This window comes from Mesorhizobium sp. L103C105A0, from assembly GCF_000502215.1.
Lineage (GTDB): Bacteria > Pseudomonadota > Alphaproteobacteria > Rhizobiales > Rhizobiaceae > Mesorhizobium.
The window spans coordinates 1,041,742-1,059,954 of the sequence record NZ_AYXF01000002.1; the positions used below are offsets into that span (position 1 = coordinate 1,041,742).

Annotated in this window: 16 protein-coding genes and 4 pseudogenes; 6 read left to right on the forward strand and 14 right to left on the reverse strand. The window is 61.9% G+C overall.

The features are described from left to right. Positions 1 to 408 precede the first annotated feature (408 nt). Positions 409 to 576 (forward strand): hypothetical protein, encoded by a 168-nt coding sequence (locus tag X727_RS1000000167840; RefSeq protein WP_023834013.1) that lies wholly within the window; start codon positions 409 to 411, stop codon positions 574 to 576. Between the two features lie 220 nt (positions 577 to 796). Here X727_RS1000000167840 and X727_RS154970 read toward each other — a convergent pair whose 3' ends face one another. The 12 genes and pseudogenes from X727_RS154970 to X727_RS154930 all read right to left on the reverse strand — a co-directional run bounded on the left by X727_RS154970 (position 797) and on the right by X727_RS154930 (position 10,218). Next, a complete protein-coding gene (locus X727_RS154970) occupies positions 797 to 1,675 on the reverse strand; it encodes a YihY/virulence factor BrkB family protein (RefSeq protein ID WP_023834014.1) in 879 nt (292 codons plus the stop codon). 78 nt (positions 1,676 to 1,753) lie between these two features. Then, positions 1,754 to 1,972, reverse strand: a complete 219-nt coding sequence (locus X727_RS154965; protein ID WP_023834015.1) for a hypothetical protein — start codon at positions 1,970 to 1,972, stop codon at positions 1,754 to 1,756. A gap of 39 nt (positions 1,973 to 2,011) precedes the next feature. Further along, positions 2,012 to 2,293, reverse strand: coding sequence for a hypothetical protein (locus X727_RS1000000165530; RefSeq protein ID WP_245274142.1), 282 nt, complete (start codon positions 2,291 to 2,293; stop codon positions 2,012 to 2,014). A gap of 375 nt (positions 2,294 to 2,668) precedes the next feature. After that, positions 2,669 to 3,130 (reverse strand): nucleoside diphosphate kinase regulator, encoded by a 462-nt coding sequence (gene rnk, locus X727_RS154960; RefSeq protein WP_023834017.1) that lies wholly within the window; start codon positions 3,128 to 3,130, stop codon positions 2,669 to 2,671. 626 nt (positions 3,131 to 3,756) lie between these two features. Then, complete coding sequence (locus tag X727_RS154955) at positions 3,757 to 4,008, reverse strand: GlsB/YeaQ/YmgE family stress response membrane protein (RefSeq protein ID WP_023699916.1); 252 nt, start codon at positions 4,006 to 4,008, stop codon at positions 3,757 to 3,759. A gap of 922 nt (positions 4,009 to 4,930) precedes the next feature. After that, positions 4,931 to 5,161 (reverse strand): annotated as a pseudogene (locus X727_RS1000000166225) (Arm DNA-binding domain-containing protein); the annotation flags it as partial. Positions 5,162 to 5,452: 291 nt separating this feature from the next. Continuing rightward, positions 5,453 to 6,070: pseudogene (locus X727_RS0133665) on the reverse strand (GMP synthase (glutamine-hydrolyzing)); the annotation flags it as partial. 26 nt (positions 6,071 to 6,096) lie between these two features. Beyond that, a pseudogene (gene guaA / locus X727_RS0133670) lies at positions 6,097 to 7,140 on the reverse strand (glutamine-hydrolyzing GMP synthase); the annotation flags it as partial. A gap of 55 nt (positions 7,141 to 7,195) precedes the next feature. Then, positions 7,196 to 7,861, reverse strand: coding sequence for a 5'-methylthioadenosine/S-adenosylhomocysteine nucleosidase (locus tag X727_RS154945; RefSeq protein WP_031204112.1), 666 nt, complete (start codon positions 7,859 to 7,861; stop codon positions 7,196 to 7,198). Then, positions 7,861 to 8,319, reverse strand: a complete 459-nt coding sequence (locus X727_RS154940) for a PaaI family thioesterase (RefSeq protein WP_023686843.1) — start codon at positions 8,317 to 8,319, stop codon at positions 7,861 to 7,863. The genes X727_RS154945 and X727_RS154940 overlap by 1 nt, the downstream gene beginning before the upstream one ends. A gap of 84 nt (positions 8,320 to 8,403) precedes the next feature. Next, positions 8,404 to 8,856 (reverse strand): TspO/MBR family protein, encoded by a 453-nt coding sequence (locus X727_RS154935; RefSeq protein ID WP_023704461.1) that lies wholly within the window; start codon positions 8,854 to 8,856, stop codon positions 8,404 to 8,406. 72 nt (positions 8,857 to 8,928) lie between these two features. After that, positions 8,929 to 10,218, reverse strand: a complete 1,290-nt coding sequence (locus X727_RS154930) for an RsmB/NOP family class I SAM-dependent RNA methyltransferase (RefSeq protein WP_023834019.1) — start codon at positions 10,216 to 10,218, stop codon at positions 8,929 to 8,931. 319 nt (positions 10,219 to 10,537) lie between these two features. On the opposite strand from X727_RS154930, the gene X727_RS154925 reads away from it, so the two are divergent. Continuing rightward, on the forward strand, positions 10,538 to 11,215 hold the full coding sequence (locus X727_RS154925) for an MIP family channel protein (RefSeq protein ID WP_023834020.1): 678 nt from the start codon (positions 10,538 to 10,540) through the stop codon (positions 11,213 to 11,215). A 68-nt stretch (positions 11,216 to 11,283) separates the two neighbouring features. Here X727_RS154925 and katG read toward each other — a convergent pair whose 3' ends face one another. Beyond that, entirely contained in the window at positions 11,284 to 13,479 is a 2,196-nt protein-coding gene (katG, locus tag X727_RS154920) for a catalase/peroxidase HPI (RefSeq protein WP_023834021.1), read from the reverse strand. Between the two features lie 140 nt (positions 13,480 to 13,619). On the opposite strand from katG, the gene X727_RS154915 reads away from it, so the two are divergent. Then, positions 13,620 to 14,528, forward strand: a complete 909-nt coding sequence (locus tag X727_RS154915; RefSeq protein ID WP_023834022.1) for a hydrogen peroxide-inducible genes activator — start codon at positions 13,620 to 13,622, stop codon at positions 14,526 to 14,528. 3 nt (positions 14,529 to 14,531) lie between these two features. Here X727_RS154915 and X727_RS154910 read toward each other — a convergent pair whose 3' ends face one another. Next, positions 14,532 to 15,560, reverse strand: a complete 1,029-nt coding sequence (locus tag X727_RS154910) for a glycosyltransferase family A protein (RefSeq protein WP_023834023.1) — start codon at positions 15,558 to 15,560, stop codon at positions 14,532 to 14,534. 79 nt (positions 15,561 to 15,639) lie between these two features. Here X727_RS154910 and X727_RS154905 point away from each other — a divergent pair, with 79 nt between their 5' ends. The 3 genes and pseudogenes from X727_RS154905 to X727_RS1000000169790 all read left to right on the forward strand — a co-directional run. Beyond that, positions 15,640 to 17,004 carry an NDP-hexose 2,3-dehydratase family protein gene (locus tag X727_RS154905; protein ID WP_023834024.1) on the forward strand — a complete coding sequence of 455 codons (1,365 nt, stop codon included), beginning with the start codon at positions 15,640 to 15,642 and terminating at the stop codon, positions 17,002 to 17,004. Between the two features lie 228 nt (positions 17,005 to 17,232). Then, positions 17,233 to 17,964 carry a class I SAM-dependent methyltransferase gene (locus X727_RS154900; RefSeq protein ID WP_023834025.1) on the forward strand — a complete coding sequence of 244 codons (732 nt, stop codon included), beginning with the start codon at positions 17,233 to 17,235 and terminating at the stop codon, positions 17,962 to 17,964. Further along, positions 17,903 to 18,141, forward strand: a pseudogene (locus X727_RS1000000169790) (LysR substrate-binding domain-containing protein); the annotation flags it as partial. The gene X727_RS154900 and the pseudogene X727_RS1000000169790, both read left to right, overlap by 62 nt. Positions 18,142 to 18,213 lie beyond the last annotated feature (72 nt).

Consider the following 18,213-nt stretch of genomic DNA (forward strand, 5'->3'; position numbering starts at 1 on the left):
CTTGCGCTCGGTGCTTGCAAGGATCCCATTTCGCGGAAGCGAAGTGAAGCGGTGGTTTTTGGCGCCAACAATGACATCGCATTGCGTCTGAAAGTGTCGACAGCGACCATCGGCTGCGGCCGAAGAGCCGGGGTGATGGTCACGCTGCCAAGCAGCATCAAGGCGCCAAGCGCGCCTTGGCCAAGCGAACGGCTTGCGCTGCATGCACAAAATGTGGATAATTTGTTAGGTGGAGATTCTCGCTCACACCATCCAAAGGCCTCCTTCGGAGGCCTTTTTCATGTCATGTTGCTTGGCAACTGAGTGCCACAACGAATGGGTGGCAGTCCTCGCCTAAACTAGGCGAAGGAGCACTGCCGCCCCGGTCCTTCGACCGCTTTCACGTCGTAAGCTTGGAGAACAATCCCGATGCTCAAAAGCATTGCGGGCTGGCTCGATGCTGCAACTGCGATTGCCATTGTTCGGCTCCTGATTGACCTCATGAACCTGTACCGCTCCGCCGCCGCCAAGAAGGCGCCGGACGGCAGGCGCGCGAGTACAAAGCCGATACGCAAGCGCCGTCCGCGTCGCCGCTGAACCGCGTCTTTCGCAACTCAAACTGTGACCCTCATGGTTTGACCAACCAGCGCACTTGCACTCATTATATGGTGTCGACCGTATCCAGATATGGTGTCGACCGTATCCAGCTCGCGTGCCCTGCTCGGTGATGCGGTCGGCGCCGATGGGTGATGTGGCGAAGCCCCGGCCGGTGCGCCGCGCGCCTAGTCGATTTGGTGGTTAGTGGCATGTGTTGCAGTCAAGCACTGTGAAGCACAGCATCCAGATCGGACCTGCTGCCGTGTCGAATGGAATAGGCGCGAGTGATTTCCGCACCAAAAAGAAAAATTTCCGCCGAGTAGTAAGCCCACAGCAGGATGACGAGCAGCCCACCGGCGGCCCCATATGAGGCCGCGACCGCGCTGGAGCCTATATACCAACCGATAAGCGATTTCCCGAGCGTGAACAGGGCAGCGGTTACAACAGCGCCAATCCAGACATCCCGCCATTCCAGGGTTCGATCAGGCAAGATCTTGAAGATGGCGGCGAAAATAGCTGCGAGGAGGACAAAAGAAACGACCGCGTTGATAACGGCCAGGACAAGTGTCCCGAACGGCAACTGTGCGTTGATGAGGTTGCCTAGGGCCGAAATCGCCGTGCTCGCGACTAGAGAGACGAGCAACATGAAGCCAAGTGCGGTGACCAGTCCCAGACTTACCGCACGTGCGCGCACCAGGCGCGACAACGAACTGCCCTGCGCTTCGACCTTCCATATTATGTTCAAAGACTGCTGTATTTCGCCGAAGACCCCGGAAGCGCTCACAAGCAAGGTGATGATGCCAATCACCGCCGCCCAGGTGCCGCCGGATGGCTTTTCGGATGCGCTCTTCAGTGCGGTTTGCAGGATATTTGCGCTTTCTGTACCCATCATCCCTGTGATTTGGGCGGACAATGCCGCTTGGGCTGCCTCGTGACCGAATGCGAGACCCGCAATCGCAACCACGATGAGCAGAATTGGCGCCAACGATGTTGTGGCATAAAAAGCGATTGCCGCGCCATGGCTGAGAGCATTGTCGTTGACGAACCCAACGATGGCTTCTCGCACCATTGCCCATGCATTTGTGATCGCGCGATGCATTTTGCGCCCCAGTCGAATTGGCGTTCACTAGCAATGCACCAGCACATGTGATGTTCCGGTTGCGGGCTACTAACGCCCTCAGGGGGAGCAGGCGACGTCAGTGATGCGGCCTATGACGGTCCGCGACCGTGCCAGCCAAACGCGAGCACCCCGGCCGAGCACGAACTTGAACGCCTCGTCCTGCTTCTCGAAGGTCTGGAGGATCGCGCTGCCGTCGAGGACCTGAAAGCCGCGTTGATAGGCGAAGCGGACGGTAAGGCGAGTCTGCTGCTGGCATGGCTCCGATATAGCGTTCAATCTTCCTCGCGGAAATCCTGCAGTGAGGCATGACGCAGGTCATCCTCGCCGCGCAGGTGCTTCACGCGTCCAATGACGCCCGGCTTTACCCATTGCGTGGCCGGCCGCTTCATGATGCCCTTGGGCGCCGTGCCAGAGTGCTCCTGGACGCGTTTCCATAGCCGGCTTGCCCGCTTCACGCTCGACGCCGAGCAGATCGAAGTCGTCGATCGCATAGCACTTTGCCTTCAGCCAGTTGGTCGACGGACCGCTGCGGTATTTGCTGTCGCGGCGCTTCGAGAAAAGCATGCCAACAAGACCGCGCATCTCGTCATGTGCCACGATACGGGTTTCAGCAGGGCCGTCATTTACCCGAGAGGCGACGCGGGTGCTGAGGGTCACCACGTTCGGGGATGTCTTCCCGAAACATCACAACCGCGCTCGTAATCTTTCGGTCAGGTAAATCCGAGAATGTGTCACTGCGGGCGTGGTGGCGCTCCTGCAAAGACCTCAAGAATGGTGCAGTCCTTAGTGGTCAATTGGCAACGATCGAAAGTGGGCACGGCACGTTTCCAGCCGGCCTCTGAAACAATCCGGCGTCAAGCAGTTGAGCGGGCGGGAAACCTACCTGCGCCGGGCAAGGACACCCGGCACAGGGTTACACTCCCGCGACCGGGCTGCCCGCGTGAGTGAGCAGACGGATCGAAACGCCCATGTCTAGCCCGCCGCAATGGTCGAAGGCGCCGGCGCGCGCCGATCGGCTACATCGATTTCCGGAGGGGGCTGGCCCACCTCAAGCACCAGCAATTCGTGCCGACGCCCGTCCCGGGCGGTCCACATGATGGACTGCCCAGCCGAAAGGCCGATCAGAGCCGTGCCGATCGGCGTGAGTATCGAAACCTTGCCTTCGGAGATGTCCGCATCGCCAGGGAAAACCAGCGTCACCGTTTTCGGATCGCTGGTGTCGGGCTTGAACGTTACAGTCGAGCCCATCCGGACCGCGCCGGCGGAGACCCAACCGTCGGCCACGATGCGAGCCCGCTCGAGTTCGGCGAGCAACTCATCCGACGCCTCCGGGGTTCGTGCGGCAACGGTGTTCGCGAGGGCCGACAAACGTGCGTGATCCGACTGCGTGATTCGGATGTTCGGCTTGCGCCGGATTTTCTTGGTAACTTGCATTTGAACACTCATGTTTCTGCCTGGTCGGACCTGCCAAGGGATCGCCAACGATTTTCAGTGCGACGGAAATCTATCCTGAACGCGCCGATGTTGCAGGGCCGATGCGGCCCTGCGCCAATGTCACATGTCGATTTTACATGTTCACCCCTCGGCTGGGGGCGCGCATGGCAGCCGAGCCGAGGGTTACGATCCCGCTATGGGGCAAACCCGGAAAAGGAAATCCCGACGGATTTTGGCAGCGGCGCACATAGCCCTATAGTTGGTAAAGTAATCTGCGGAGTCAAGGCGGCCACGCGAGCCTGAACCCAGATGCCGGCAGATCGATCTTGATCTGGGGGAGTACGACACCGTTCACCGCTAACAACGGCAGGAGTCCGCACCCCCCTTCTGAGAGGAGGCGAAATCAGCAGCGTCAATCCACTAGCGCGGCGGTTGATGTCTCGAGCGCCGCTCTTCCGGCCAAAGCGCTGGGGCAGCACCACGAGCACGACGGCCGCGAAGCGGAAAGGTCGCCTAAACGTAGCCGAACTCGCTGATGTGAAGACCGCGACAGGTGCAGCACCAGAAAGGCGCGTGAGCGCAAGGCTCAGGCGCCTGAACCAGAATGTTTCAAGGTCGAGTGGTCGCTAGCGTCTAACCATTCGGCCCACGGCAATCAAAATACATGCACCGATGAAGCCGGCGGCAAGATAGCCAAGCCAGCCGGTCAACGATATCCCCACAAGTCCGAGAAGGACGTTGGCGAGGATGGCGCCGACGATCCCCAAAATGATGTTCATGAGCACGCCCATATTGCTTTTCATGAACATCTCGGCGAGCCAGCCGGCGATACCGCCGATGACGATCGCAGCTATCCAACCGACACCTGGATTTTCCATAGTTCCCCCTTTTCCTTGAACCTAAATTGGTTCGGCGGGGAAACGTCCCATAAGTCAATAAAGTTCCGCGACTGTCTGAGCTAGACTCAGCAGTCGCGTCGCCGGGCCACTGCGCGCGATTTGCGGGCTATCGCCACTACCGCCCCAGCAGACGGCAGCTCTTGCATCGGTTCCGTGGTCATTGCCCCGGCCTCGCATTCGAGACCCAAGACTGGTGCACATGGATCATGACATTCAATTCCGCTCTCTACACGAACAAGTGCCTTTCCTCGAGATTAGGATTCGACGCCGCAACGGCGTCGAACCCCAAAGGAGACTCACATGAAACGTAAGATTTTGACAGCTACAGCGATCTCTCTCTGTCTCGCCANCAGGATGAGATCCGCAAGAACTGGTCGTCCCTGAGCTCTGAACAGCAGGCACAGGTTCGCTCCGACTGCTCGAGGATGACGGCCAGTAACGGCACTGGCTCTGGCACAATGACCGGCACGTCAGGTAGCTCGGCTTCGACCGGCAGTGATACAACGGCGAGTATCGGCACCGGCTCTGGCACAGCCACCGGCACTTCAGGCAGCTCTGGTTCGACCGGCAGTAACACCACGGCCAGCAACAGCACTGGTTCGGGTACAACCACCGGCACGTCGGGATCCTCGAATACAGCTGGCGATACGACCGCCAGAACCAGCACGGGTTCGGGCGCAAACTCGGCTGCTCAAATGGCTTCGATGCAGCAGCTCTGCACTCAGGTTCAAGGGATGTGAGTGAATGCGGCGCTCCGGGCCGGCTTGGCCGGAATAAGAAGAGGCCTTGAAGGCCCGGGCATCGCTTTGGTTTGGTAGCCATTTCGGCGCTGAAGTCGGCCGGAGACCGGGGTGACAACTCGGCGCTTGTCGCGCTGCTTTTCTATCGCCGGCGACCGTCACTCGCCAATAGCGCGCTTCGCGTCGAGACACTTCTCCCGGCTGAGGCAAGCGAGATTCCGTCCCGTCCATACCTGCCAAGATAGAGCGTCTCGCGGCCTCCGTTGAGCCTGTAATCCAGCCGAAAGGAGATCGCGCCACTAGGCATGACGCGAACATACATGCCGTCACGGTCCGCAATCTTGTAGATTTCTCTTTTGGTTCAGGGCTTTAAGGGCGACGTCCGTCAGCATTCCCCGGTACCTCCTGAAAAGTACCGTCAGTACAATTTCGAGGCTCTTCGGCAGAACATTCGTTTTATCTCCAGTGCCTTAAGGCATCAAAAAACACCGTCAGAGCCTCATTGGATCTGACGGTACTTCGAAAAATCTGAGCTAGCAATTTGCGGAAGGTCCGTCAGCCGGTCCGTCAAATCCAATCTCCGCACCGATTGTCGCTGATTGTCTCCGAATGGATTTATACGTGTTATCAAATGGTTGTGGCGTACAATGGCGTGTTTTCGGCGGCGTTTGAGTGGGCCTGAATCACTCCCACTCGATGGTGCCTGGCGGCTTTGACGTCACGTCGTAGACGACGCGGTTGATGCCGCGGACTTCGTTGATGATGCGGGTGGCCGCCGCGCCGAGGAAAGCCATGTCGTAGTGGTAGAAGTCGGCGGTCATGCCGTCGACGGACGTCACGGCGCGCAGGGCGCAGACGAATTCGTAGGTGCGGCCGTCGCCCATCACACCGACGGTCTGCACCGGAAGCAGCACGGCGAAAGCCTGCCAGATGGCGTCGTAGAGGCCGGCCTTGCGGATCTCGTCGAGATAGATGGCGTCGGCCTCGCGCAGGATTTCGAGCTTTTCGCGGGTGATACCGCCGGGGCAGCGGATGGCAAGGCCTGGTCCGGGGAACGGATGGCGGCCAATAAAACTTTCGGGCAGGCCGAGTTCCTTGCCCAGTGCCCTCACCTCGTCCTTGAATAGTTCGCGCAGCGGCTCGACCAACTGCATGTTCATGCGCGCCGGCAGGCCGCCGACATTATGGTGCGACTTGATGGTCACCGACGGGCCGCCGGTGAAGGAGACGCTCTCGATGACGTCGGGATAGAGCGTGCCTTGCGCCAGGAAATCGGCGCCGCCGAGTTTCTTGGCCTCTTCAGATCGTAAGAGCGTCGTGTAGGGNTCACCGACGGGCCGCCGGTGAAGGAGACGCTCTCGATGACGTCGGGATAGAGCGTGCCTTGCGCCAGGAAATCGGCGCCGCCGAGTTTCTTGGCCTCTTCCTCGAACACTTCGATGAACAGCCGGCCGATGGTCTTGCGCTTCTTCTCGGGGTCGGACTCGCCTTCCAGCGCCGAGATGAATTTTTCCGACGCGTCGACCAGGATCAGCGGCAGATTGTAGTGCTGGCGGAACATCGCCACCACGCCGGCGGCCTCGTCCTTGCGCATAAGGCCATGGTCGACAAGAATGCAGGTCAGCTGGTCGCCTACCGCTTCGTGGATCAGCAAGGCAGCGACCGATGAATCCACGCCGCCCGACAGCGCGCAGATCACCTTGCCCTTGCCGACCTGTTTGCGAATTGTCTCGACCGCGTGCTCACGATAGGCGCGCATCGTCCAGTCGCCTTCGATGCCGGCGATGATGTGCACGAAGTTTCTCAGCAGCCTGGCGCCATCCGGCGTATGCACAACTTCCGGGTGGAACATGATGCCGTACATCTTGCGCGCGACATTGCCGAAAATGGCGAAGGGCGAGCCTTCCGACTTGCCGAAGACCTCGAACCCCTTGGGCAGCGAGATGACGCGGTCGCCATGACTCATCCACACCTGGTGACGCTGGCCGGGCGCCCACAGGCCTTCGAACAGCGGGCTGTCCTTTTCGATCTCGACGAAGGCGCGGCCGAATTCGCGATGGTTCGAGCTTTCGGCGACGCCGCCCATCTGCACGCACATGGCCATCTGGCCGTAGCAGATGCCGAGCACCGGCACGCCGGCATCGAAGACGATCTGGGGCGCGCGTGGGCTGCCGATGTCCGATGTCGAGGCGGGACCGCCCGACAGGATCACGGCTTTCGGATTGATGCGCTTGAAGGCAGCTTCGGCCGATTGGAACGGCACGATCTCGGAAAACACGCCAGCCTCGCGGATGCGGCGGGCGATGAGCTGCGTAAACTGGCTGCCGAAATCGACAATCAGGACTGTATCGGGATGATTGGCTGTCGTCATGGCGAGCCTTTAGAGAAAGAAACGAGTCGGCGCAATGGGGTGCGTAGCCCGACTTTCAGAGCGCTGCCGGCTCTTGCCCAGGCTGCTCCTTGTGTAGCGTGCCGGAGCCGATGGCCTGTTCGAGGCGCACGACTGCATCCGCCAGCTTCTCGTCGATGACATGCAGATATTCGGTCCAGTCGCCAACGTGGCGCAGATCGGCTGCACCGTCTGAAATGCCGCGCAGGCCGATAAGCGGGACATCGAACAACTGGCAGGCGCGCAGGCAGGCGAAGGTTTCCATGTCGACCATGTCGGCGGCGATGGCGTCATAGGCGGCACCGGTGATGATGGCGCCGCCGGTCGACAGGCTGGCTTCTTTAATGCCCGGAATCCTGAATGATAGCGGGAGGGTCACCGGCAGGTCGAGGAACGGCGTCGCGCCTTTTTCGAAGCCTAGCGGCGAAGCGTCGATGTCGCGATAGCTGACCGAGACCGCCTGGTAGATTTCCGTCTGCTCTAGTGTGCGGCTGCCGGCGGAGCCGAGCGAGACGACGAGATCGGGCAGCGTCTTCTCAGACTTCAGCCATGATAGTTCGGCGCCGAGCCGCACACCTGCCTCTACCGGGCCGACGCCCGTCATCAGCGGCGTGAACAGTTTTTGCAGATGCGGACCGTACTCGGCCTGCGCCGCCATGACGAAGAGGACGTCCTTGCCACCAATTCGCGTAATTTTGGCCATCAGCCTGCTATCCCGTCACGGCCAACCACCGTCATCATCGTGCCGGTCATGGTCGCGATCAGCTTGGCCTCGCCATCGGCGGCAAAGGCGTAGGCCTGGCCGTCGGCGACGATGATGGTGCGGCCGGGCTTGGTCACCGAGCCGCGGAACAGGAAGCGTTCGCCCCGGCCGGGCGCCAGGAGATTGACCTTGAACTCGATGGTCAGCACGCCGGAATTTTCCGGCATCAGCGAGAACGCGGCGTAGCCGCAAGCCGAGTCCAGTGCGGTCGAAATCACGCCGGCATGCAGGAAACCATGCTGCTGCGTGAGTGCGGCCGAATAGGGCATTTCGATCTCGATGATGCCCGGCGTCACAAGCGTCAGTTCGGCGCCGATGGTCGCCATCGCCTGCTGGCGCGCGAACGACGCCCTGACGCGGTCCTCATAGTCGGGTGCGGGTACGATCTTTGCTGCCATGGCCATCGCCCTGATTTATCTGCAAAGCTTATCGCAGACGCCTGAACGCCACGCAAATGCTTTTGCTGCACTGCAGCAAAGCACTCAGTTCAACAGGAGCAGCGACGCGTTGAGCAAGGTGGCGAAGGCTACCCACGCGGCATAGGGCGCAAACAGCCAGCCGGAAACCCGGTCGCGGTTCCACACCGTGGCTATGAACAGCGCAATGCTGGCGAGAAGAGCCAGGATCACGACCAGTGCCGGCCCCATCTGTTTGGCGCCGAAGAAAGTCGGCGACCACGCGAAGTTCAGAACAAGCTGGAGGGCCCAGATCTTCATCGCGGCGGCTGCTCGTTCCCGCTCCCATGTCCGCCAGCCGGCCACGGCGATCAGCACATAGAGGAGCGTCCAGGCCGGCGCGAAGACCCAGTTGGGCGGGTTGAAGGGCGGCTTGGCGAGCGAGGCATACCATTCACCCGGCAGCGTCGCATAGCCGATCAACAGGCCGCCGCCGAGCACCAGAAGGAGGAAAAGCAGAAGCGACACATATCTTTGCAAGAATTCTACCCCGTCTGGCGGCCGACGCCGCGCATCTGCAACTGGCGCTATGTCAGCCTGTCAATCGCAGCGTCAATTCGCCCGACGCAGCGCACAGAAATGGAACCCGTCGGTGCCGCTCAGAGCCGGCGACAGCGAGATATCGCTTGTCTTGCCGATCCGGGCGGCCGCTGCGTGACCGGGGAAGCTGGCATCCCAAAGCGCGCGATGATCGACCGGAACGAAGCCCTTGTGGCGTTCGCGAAAGGCGGCGACCTGCTCGCCATTCTCCTCGTCGAACACCGAACAGGTGATGTAGACCAGCAGGCCGCCCGGTTTGACATAGGCCTTCGCCGCGTCGAGGATCGCCGACTGCTCGCCCTTGCGGGCATCGAGCTGTCTCTGCGTCAGCCGCCATTTGGCGTCTGGACGGCGCCGCCAGGTGCCGCTGCCGGTGCAGGGCGCATCGACCAGCACGATGTCCATGTGGCCTGCGAGGGGGCTGAGCTCAGCCGGCTTGGTGACAACCTGGACGTTGCGGTTTTCCGAACGGCGGAGGCGGTCGAAGATCGGCGCCAGCCGCGCTTTTTCGGCATCATGGGCGAAGACCTGGCCTTTGTTGGCCATCGCCGCCGACAACGCCAGCGTCTTGCCGCCGGCGCCGGCGCAGAAATCGAGCACCTGCATCCCGGCTTGCGCGCCGGCAAGGGCGGCAACGATCTGCGAGCCTTCGTCCTGGACCTCGAACCAGCCTTTCTGGAAGGCCGGCTCGGCCTGTACGTTCGGGTGCCTGCCGTCGCCGTCGATGGGCGGGATGCGAATGCCTTGTGGCGCGATAGCGGCTGCCGTGGCGCCGGTTTCGGCGAGTTCCGCCAGCACTTTGGCGCGGTCGGACTGCAGCGTATTGACCCTGATGTCGAGCGGCGGGCGGGTCGCCAAAGCCGCCCCTTCCGCAACCCAGTCTGCGCCAAAGGATCGTTCGAAGAGCGGCGCGCACCAGTCGGGTATGTCCGCCCGCACCGCCTCCGGCGCGTCTTCAGGCCGGCGCTCGGCCAGCGCCTGCAACTCGGCGGCGCTGAGCAACGGCGGCGCGAACTTGTCACCTTCGAGCGCATCGTTGAGCGATTGCGGCGTCTGGCCCCATTCGATGAGCAGCGCGCCGAAGCCGATGGCGCGGGGCGTGTCTTCACCCAAAAGCCAGCCGGCGGAACGTTTGTGGCGTAGCGCGTCGTAGACGATGTTGCCGATCGCCGCGCGGTCGCCGCCGCCCGCAAAGCGATGCGACAGGCCCCAATCTTTCAGCGCATCGGCCACCGGCCGGTGGCGCCGGCCAATGTCGTCCAGCACTTCAATGGCTGCCGCCAGCCGTCCGCCCAGTCGCATTCGTCATTCCATCTATCGAGCACAGTATCTTTCGGCCTGCTCTTAGAGCGTTTCGCGTCGAGATTGAACCCCGCTTGAATTTCGCGGCGACGAGGCCTTCCGCTCGCGGCCGACGATTTTCCCCGCCGGCAAATGTCCGCCCGCCGGCGATAACAAATCTCAAATATATGCAAGGTCTCTAATGTTGGTAACTGGCCGCCGTAAGCACGATCTGTGGCGCAATTGCTCTGCTTTCCAAGCTTTTGCGTTGGGAATACTCTTTGCGCCATGATTCGCGGCGCGGAAAAGCGGACCGGCGGATCGATACGAGGAGAGGGCAATGAAAACGTATCTTGCGGAAGTTCTAGGGACATTTCTATTGGTGTTTATCGGCACGGCGTCGGTGGCGACGGGTGGCTTTCTTGCCGACTTGCCGCTGGGCCAGGAAGCCATCGGCCTGGCGTTCGGCATCGGCCTGATTGCGGCGGCCTATGCGGTCGGCCCGATCTCGGGCGCGCATCTCAATCCGGCCGTCACGCTCGGCGTCTTCCTTGCCGGCCGGCTGCCGGCCAAGGATGTCATTCCTTACTGGATTGCACAAATCATCGGCGCCATCCTGGCCTCGCTGGCGCTGTGGATCATCGTCTCCGGCCAGACCGGCGGGCACACCACCGGTTTCGGCGCCAATGGCTGGGACGTGGCGAAGTGGGGGACGAGTTCGGCCTTCCTGTGGGAGCTGATCGGCACCTTCACCTTCGTCACCGTCATCCTCGGCGTCACCGCCGAGAAGCACTCGACGGCGTTCGCCGGCCTTGTCATCGGCCTGACGCTGGCCGGGCTGCATTTCGCCATGATCCCGGTGACCGGCACCTCGCTCAATCCGGCGCGTTCGATCGGCCCGGCGCTGTTTACGGGCGGCACAGCCCTCGGCCAGCTCTGGCTGTTTATCGTTGCGCCGCTGATCGGGGGCGCGATCGCCGGCGTCGTCGCCAAGGCGCGCATCTTCGAAAAGGACTGATTTCGAAGCCTGCATAACAAAAAGGCGCGGGCCTCGGCCCGCGCCTTTTTGCTTGGGAGGCACTGCTATCAGGCGGCGATGTCGAAACGGTCGGCGTTCATCACCTTGGTCCACGCCTTGACGAAATCACCGACGAATTTCTGCCCGGCATCCGCCGACCCGTAGACCTCGGCCAGCGCGCGCAGCTGCGCATGCGAGCCGAAGATCAGGTCGGCGCGCGTGGCGGTCCACCTGACCGCCCTGGTCTTGCGGTCGCGTGCTTCGTAGACCTCATGCGAGCCCGGCTCGGAGGCCGGATCCCAGATGGTGCTCATCGAGAGCAGGTTGACGAAGAAGTCGTTCGTCAGCGTGCCCGGCCTGTCGGTCAACACACCATGCTTCGAGCCGCCGGTGTTGGCGCCGAGCACGCGCAGGCCACCAACCAGCACCGTCATCTCCGGCGCCGTCAGGTTGAGCAGTTGCGCCCGGTCGACCAGCATGGCTTCGACCGACATGGGCGGTTTGCCACTGACATAGTTGCGGAAGCCGTCAATTTTCGGCTCGAGCGCCGCAAAGGAATGGACGTCCGTCTGCGCCTGCGAGGCGTCGGTGCGGCCGGGCGTGAAGGGGACCTTCACCGCATTGCCGCAATCCGTTGCGGCTTTCTCGACCGCGGCGACGCCGCCGAGCACGATGAGGTCGGCCAGCGAGACCTTCTTGCCGCCTGCGTTGAACTCGTTCTGGATGGCTTCGAGCTTCGCCAGCACGGTAGCCAGTTCGACAGGCTGGTTGACCTCCCAGTCCTTCTGCGGCGCCAGGCGAATGCGCGCGCCATTGGCGCCGCCGCGCTTGTCGGAGTTGCGGAAGGTCGAGGCCGAGGCCCAGGCGGTCGAGACCAATTGCGAAACGCTGAGGCCCGAAGCCAGGATCTTGGCCTTCAGCAATGCGATGTCCTGGTCGCTGACCAGCTCATGGTCGACGGCCGGAACCGGATCCTGCCAGATCAGCTCTTCCTTCGGCACCAACGGGCCGAGATACCGCACGACCGGCCCCATGTCGCGATGGGTGAGCTTGTACCAGGCACGGGCGAAGGCATCGGCGAACTGCTCCGGATGCTCATGGAAGCGGCGCGAGATCTTCTCATAGGCGGGGTCGGCCCGCAGCGCGAGGTCGGTGGTCAGCATTGCCGGCGCATGACGCTTCGAGGGATTGTGCGCGTCCGGCACCGTAACCGCGCCAGAGCCGCCCTTCGGCGTCCACTGATGGGCCCCGGCCGGGCTCTTGGTCAGCTCCCATTCGAAGTTGAAGAGATTGTCGAAGAAGTTGTTGCTCCACTTGGTCGGCGTCGTCGTCCAGGTAACTTCGAGGCCGGACGTGATGGCATCGCCGGCAATGCCGGTGGCATGCTTGCTCGACCAGCCGAGGCCCTGCGCCTCGATGCCCGCGCCTTCCGGCTCGGCGCCGACCAGTGTTGCATCACCGGCGCCATGGGTCTTGCCGAATGTGTGGCCGCCGGCGATCAGCGCCACGGTTTCCTCATCGTTCATTGCCATGCGCGCGAAGGTCTCGCGGATGTCGCGGGCCGAGGCCAGCGGATCCGGCTTGCCGTTCGGCCCTTCCGGGTTGACGTAGATCAGGCCCATCTGCACCGCGCCGAGATGGCCGTGCAACTCACGGTCGCCGGAATAGCGCTTGTCGTCGAGCCACTTGGTTTCCGAACCCCAGTCGACATCCTGCTCGGGCTCCCAGACATCGGCGCGGCCACCGGCAAAGCCAAAGGTCTTGAAGCCCATCGATTCCAGCGCGACGTTGCCGGTGAGAATCAACAGGTCGGCCCAGGAGATCTTGCGGCCGTATTTCTGCTTGACCGGCCACAGCAGCCGGCGCGCCTTGTCGAGATTGGCGTTGTCCGGCCAGCTGTTCAGCGGCGCGAAACGCTGCTGGCCCGCACCGGCGCCACCCCGGCCGTCGCCGATGCGATAGGTGCCGGCGCTGTGCCAGGCCATGCGGATGAACAGCGGCCCGTAATGGCCGAAATCGGCCGGCCACCAATCCTGCGAATCCGTCATCACCTTGTGCAAATCCTCGATCACCGCGTCGAGGTCGAGCGTCTTGAACTCCGCGGCGTAGTCGAAAGCTTCGCCCATCGGGTCCGAAAGGCTCGACTGCTGGTGGAGAACGCCGATGTCGAGCTGGTTCGGCCACCAGTCGCGGTTGGTCCTGGCGGAGGTTCCATGCGCGACCGGGCATTTGCCCGCGCTGTTGTCGTCGGTCATCGCGTCCATCTTGGCCTCCGAATTGCTGATTTATGTGTTGTTTTTTCCGGGCCGGCCGGGAGCCGCGCCATTCTGGAATGGTTCCAGACTAAGCCGTCTCTTCGATAAAAACAAATTGCCTTTCCTGTTTGTTGCGATAGGCTTTCCTTATGATTGGCTTGACCGTGCGGCAGATGCAATATTTCGAGGCTTTGGCGCAAACGCTGCATTTCGGCCGCGCAGCAAAACTCGCCGGCGTCAGCCAGCCGGCGCTGTCCGCGCAGATCGCCGAGATGGAGCAAAGGCTGAACTGCCGGCTGTTCGAACGCGGCGGCAAGACGGTGCGGATGACCGAAGAGGCGCAAGCGCTGCTGCCACGCATCGAGCGCATCCTGCGCGATATCAGCGAAGTCGAGACGACAGCGCGGCGCGGCCGCCCGGCCATGGAAGGGCGCTTCCGGCTGGGTATCATCCCGACGGTGGCGCCCTATCTGTTGCCGTACGCACTGCCGGAGCTGAAGCGGCATTTTCCCGCTTTGCAGCTCGAACTGCGCGAAGCGGTGACCGCGTCGCTGGTCGAAGACACGGCAACGGGACGGCTCGACGCCTTCATCGCCGCGCTGCCGCTCGACCAACCCGGCCTGGTTACCGAGGCGCTGTTCGCCGACCGCTTCTTCCTCGCCGTGCCGTCAGGCGACCCGGCCTTCGCCTCGCCGCCGGTGCCGCCGGAAAGCCCGGCGCTGGAGCGGCTGATGCTTTTGGAGGAAGGCCACTGCCTGCGCGAACAGGCATTGGCACTGTGCGGCAGCGTGCGCCCGGTGGCGATGGCAAGCTACGGCGCTACCAGCCTGACGACGCTCTTACAGATGGTGGCACATGGGCTCGGCGTCACGCTTATCCCGGAAATGGCGGCAAGGCCGGCCAGCGCCATGCCGGACCTCAAGATCGTGCCGTTCCAGGAGCCGATGCCGCAACGCACGATCTGCCTGGCATGGCGCCGCAACAAGGTGCGGCATGATGAGTGCGTGGAGCTGGCCAAGATCATTCGTGGGTTGGATGCGGCGGTGCTGGGGGCGTGAGAGTTAAACTCTTGATCCATCCCGACAGTTGGTGCGCTCCTGGTTGATGCGCCTGGCTCTTTTGACTTCGTCGGCGATATGCAGCGCATAGCCGTCCGCTGATGGCAGCGGCAGCGATGTTCTGCCAATCGAAGCCTTCAGAAAACCTTTGCCGGCTGTTCTCCCTGTAAGGCGACGGCGCAGCGCCGTTGCATCGATACCGCTCGAGCGGTAAAGCGCGGCAGAAATACGGTCCGGTTTGCGCCGATCGGGTTGGGGGTCATTGGCCGCGGCCATCGCGATTTGGCGCTGCTCATCCGCATCCTTGCCGGATAAAAGGATCTCCAACGCCTGATGCTGGCGGCTTGCGACCGCGTAAGTACCGCCTGGAGAGCCTCCTCCACGATAGGTCACGATCTTCAACACTGTCGGTGTATCTCCGAATGCGAAATGTGCGCCGGCACGCCAGGCTCGCATCACGAAGTCCTGCAACGGTGGACGATAGAGCGTCAACGGGTGCGCCCACAAACCTATTCGGTCGACAATGCCGCGGTCGAAAATCCAGGCGCTGGCGGGCTCAAACAAATAGTAGTTGCGATCGCAGACGTCGTGGTCCACCCGGTCAGCGCGGGATATTCGTGCAAAGAGCGGCACTGGCGAATCCATCGCCTCGCTGGAGGTACCTTCGGCGTAAAGGGCTGCGCCAACGAAGAAGTCAGAGCGCGCGTGAAGTTTCGCCCTTGCCCGCGCTATGTGATCTGGCAGCAATATGTCGTCATGGTTGAGGTAGGCAAGGAGCGGTGTCGAGGCGACGAGACTGCCTACCGAGTTCGGCCCGGATTGATGCCCGAAACGCCTTTGGAGGTTGAGATAAGAGAAACGCGAATCGGCCATCGAGCGCACCACAGCTTCGGTCTCCGGCGCGCAATTGTCGCCGACGACGAGCACCCGCCAACCCTGATCTGTCTGGCGTTGGACTGAGCGCAAGGCGATTGCCAATGTGTCGGGGCGATTATACGTCGCCACGACGAAGGTTATCTCATCGTCACGCATCGCTCCTTCCAGACCAGACATCATTCTTGTTCCCGTATCTCTCAGTGTGGTAACCAGCGGCTCGGGGGATTGGGAAAATATGCAGGACAGGCTGGATTCGGTTGAGCAGATTCTCGACTGGCGATCAAAGCAGCTATCCCTGAGTGCTTTTCACTATGAACGCATCCCGCTTTCCCAGTGCCGCGCTTGGCGCTTGGCGGACGGACGCATCGAGCATTCCACCAGGCGATTTTTCAGCGTCGCCGGCATAGCAGCCGCATCTGCCTCCCCTGCCGTCAACACCCAAAGCCAACCTATCATCGACCAGCCCGAGGTGGGAACGCTTGCTTTCCTGTTGCGACACCTGGATGGGCAATGCGACGTCCTCGTTCAGGCCAAGACAGAGCCTGGAAATGTCGGCGCGGCGCAACTGGCGCCAACCGTCCAGGCGACGCTCAGCAATTACAACAGGCTCCATGGTGGGGCGCCGACACGCTATCTCGAGTATTTTGACATCACGACCGACACGACCAGCGATCAGCTGCAGTCCGAGCAAGGAACGCGTTTTCTGGCAAAATACAACCGCAATGCGACGCGCGAAATCGTCGGCTCCGGTCCTGAGCCGGCCGGCGAGGCATGGCGATGGTGTGGCATGGAGCCTTTGCTCGCGTTGCTCCACCATGACTACGTCATCAATACAGACGCACGCTCGGTGCTGGTCGCCAGTCCGTGGGAATCGCTTGGCCCGGACGGATCGCCGTTTTCATTCGCGCGAGGTGCCTGCAATTTCGGCGCGGATCTCTTCACCTCGCATGGGACGCAAGACGACAAAGCCGTGCATAATTTCGTCGACCTGCTGGACAGGCTGTCTGCCGCCCGCTTGTCCGCATCGATTGTTCTGTGCCCTGTCCCCATCGACAGCATATCCGGCTGGATTTTCGAAGACAGCGAGATCGCCGACGAAGGTCGTAGCCGGTTCCGTGTCGGATATCATCGCATCCAGGCACTCGACCGCGAGGTGCCGCGATGGGATCAGCCGCTGCTATCGGACTTCCATGCCGTGAATGTCGTGCTGGTCTGCCAGCGGCGCGGCGGTGTGCTGCACTTCCTGTTGCGGCATGCCGTGGAGATCGGTTTTCGTGAAGGCGTTCAATTCGGCCCGAGCCTGCAATTGACCGCAACGGAGCATTTGCGCGACCCTTTTCAGCGGCCGCTCGTCGATCTCATTGAAGAGGGCATCGTTCACGCTGACGTCTGGGCATCAGACGAAGGCGGCCGTTTCGACCACAACCGTGTGCGCTACCGCATCGTCCAGCTACCTGACGGGTTGGAATGCTCCGATGGCCCGGCGGCCTCGTGGGCGACGCTGTCGCAGATACGCAAGCTTCTGAAGATTTCCGGCGCATTGACCAATGAAGCGCGCAGCGTCCTGTCCCTGCTGCTGCCGTATTTGTGGAAGGCTTGAGTCACGTTGTCTTCTGCGCCACCAATCCGAACTCCTCCACCATCGTCTCGCGCATCGAGAACTTCTGCGGCTTGCCGGTCACCGTCGTTGACCAAAAGAACCCCGTTATCGCTTCGAGGTGATCCGCCCTTCCATTCGGTATTTCGCTCTTCCAGATAGTCTATCTCTGGAACGCGCGGTTGCCGGCAGCGTTGCATCCCAACCAATTCCGTAACCGGAGGATGCGATATGGAAGGATTCAGGCCTGAAGACAGCTTTCGCGGTGACGTTGCAAGGCGTTACGACGATGAGCTGCGCGGCGATGAGGACGAGACGGTTCTGTTCCTGCAGGAGATCGCTGCCGGACGGGATTGCACGGAATTCGCGGTCGGCACGGGGCGAATTGCCTTGCCGCTGGCGGCCACCGGTCTGCGCGTCGACGGCATCGAGCTTTCGCCCGACATGATCGACATGCTGAAGGCCAAGCCCGGCGGATCGAAGATCGAAGTCGTCAATGGCGACATGACGGCGGTGGAAACGGGCCGGCGATACGGGCTGGTCTATCTGGTATTCAATTCGATCGGCAACGTGATCACCCAGGATGGCCAGGTCAAGTGCTTCGAGAATGTGGCCCGGCACCTCGATAAGGATGGCGTTTTCCTGCTCGAATGTCGCGTCCCCACGGCGCCAATGCAGGCCGACAACGGCTTTGTCGAAATTTCCCATCCTGGAACCGGGTCGGTGCACATCGCGGCGTGCAGATATGATCCGGTCAGTCAGGTGCTCGATCTGTCACATATCGATATCGGCAACGACAGTGTCCGCATGGTCCCGCTGAGGCTGCGGCTGGCAAATCCTCCCGAGTTCGACCTGATGGCGCGTTGCGCCGGCCTGCAGCTCGACCAGCGATACGGCGGCTGGAAGCGCGAACCCTTCGATGCCCGCAGTTGGCGCCACATCAGCATCTATCGGAAGAGGTAGGCTCGGCGTCACGCTTATCCCTGATATGGCGGCCAGGCCGGCCAGCGCCATGCCGGACCTCAAGATCGTGCCGTTCCAGGAGCCGATGCCGCAGCGCACGATCTGCCTGGCCTGGCGCCCAACAAGGTGCGGCATGATGAGTGTGGGGAACTGGCGAAGATTATACGCGGCCTGGATGGCGGTGCTGGGGGTGTGAGGCGCTTGGGTCTCAGATGTCGCCTTGGGAACACCGGGAAAAGAAACTCAACC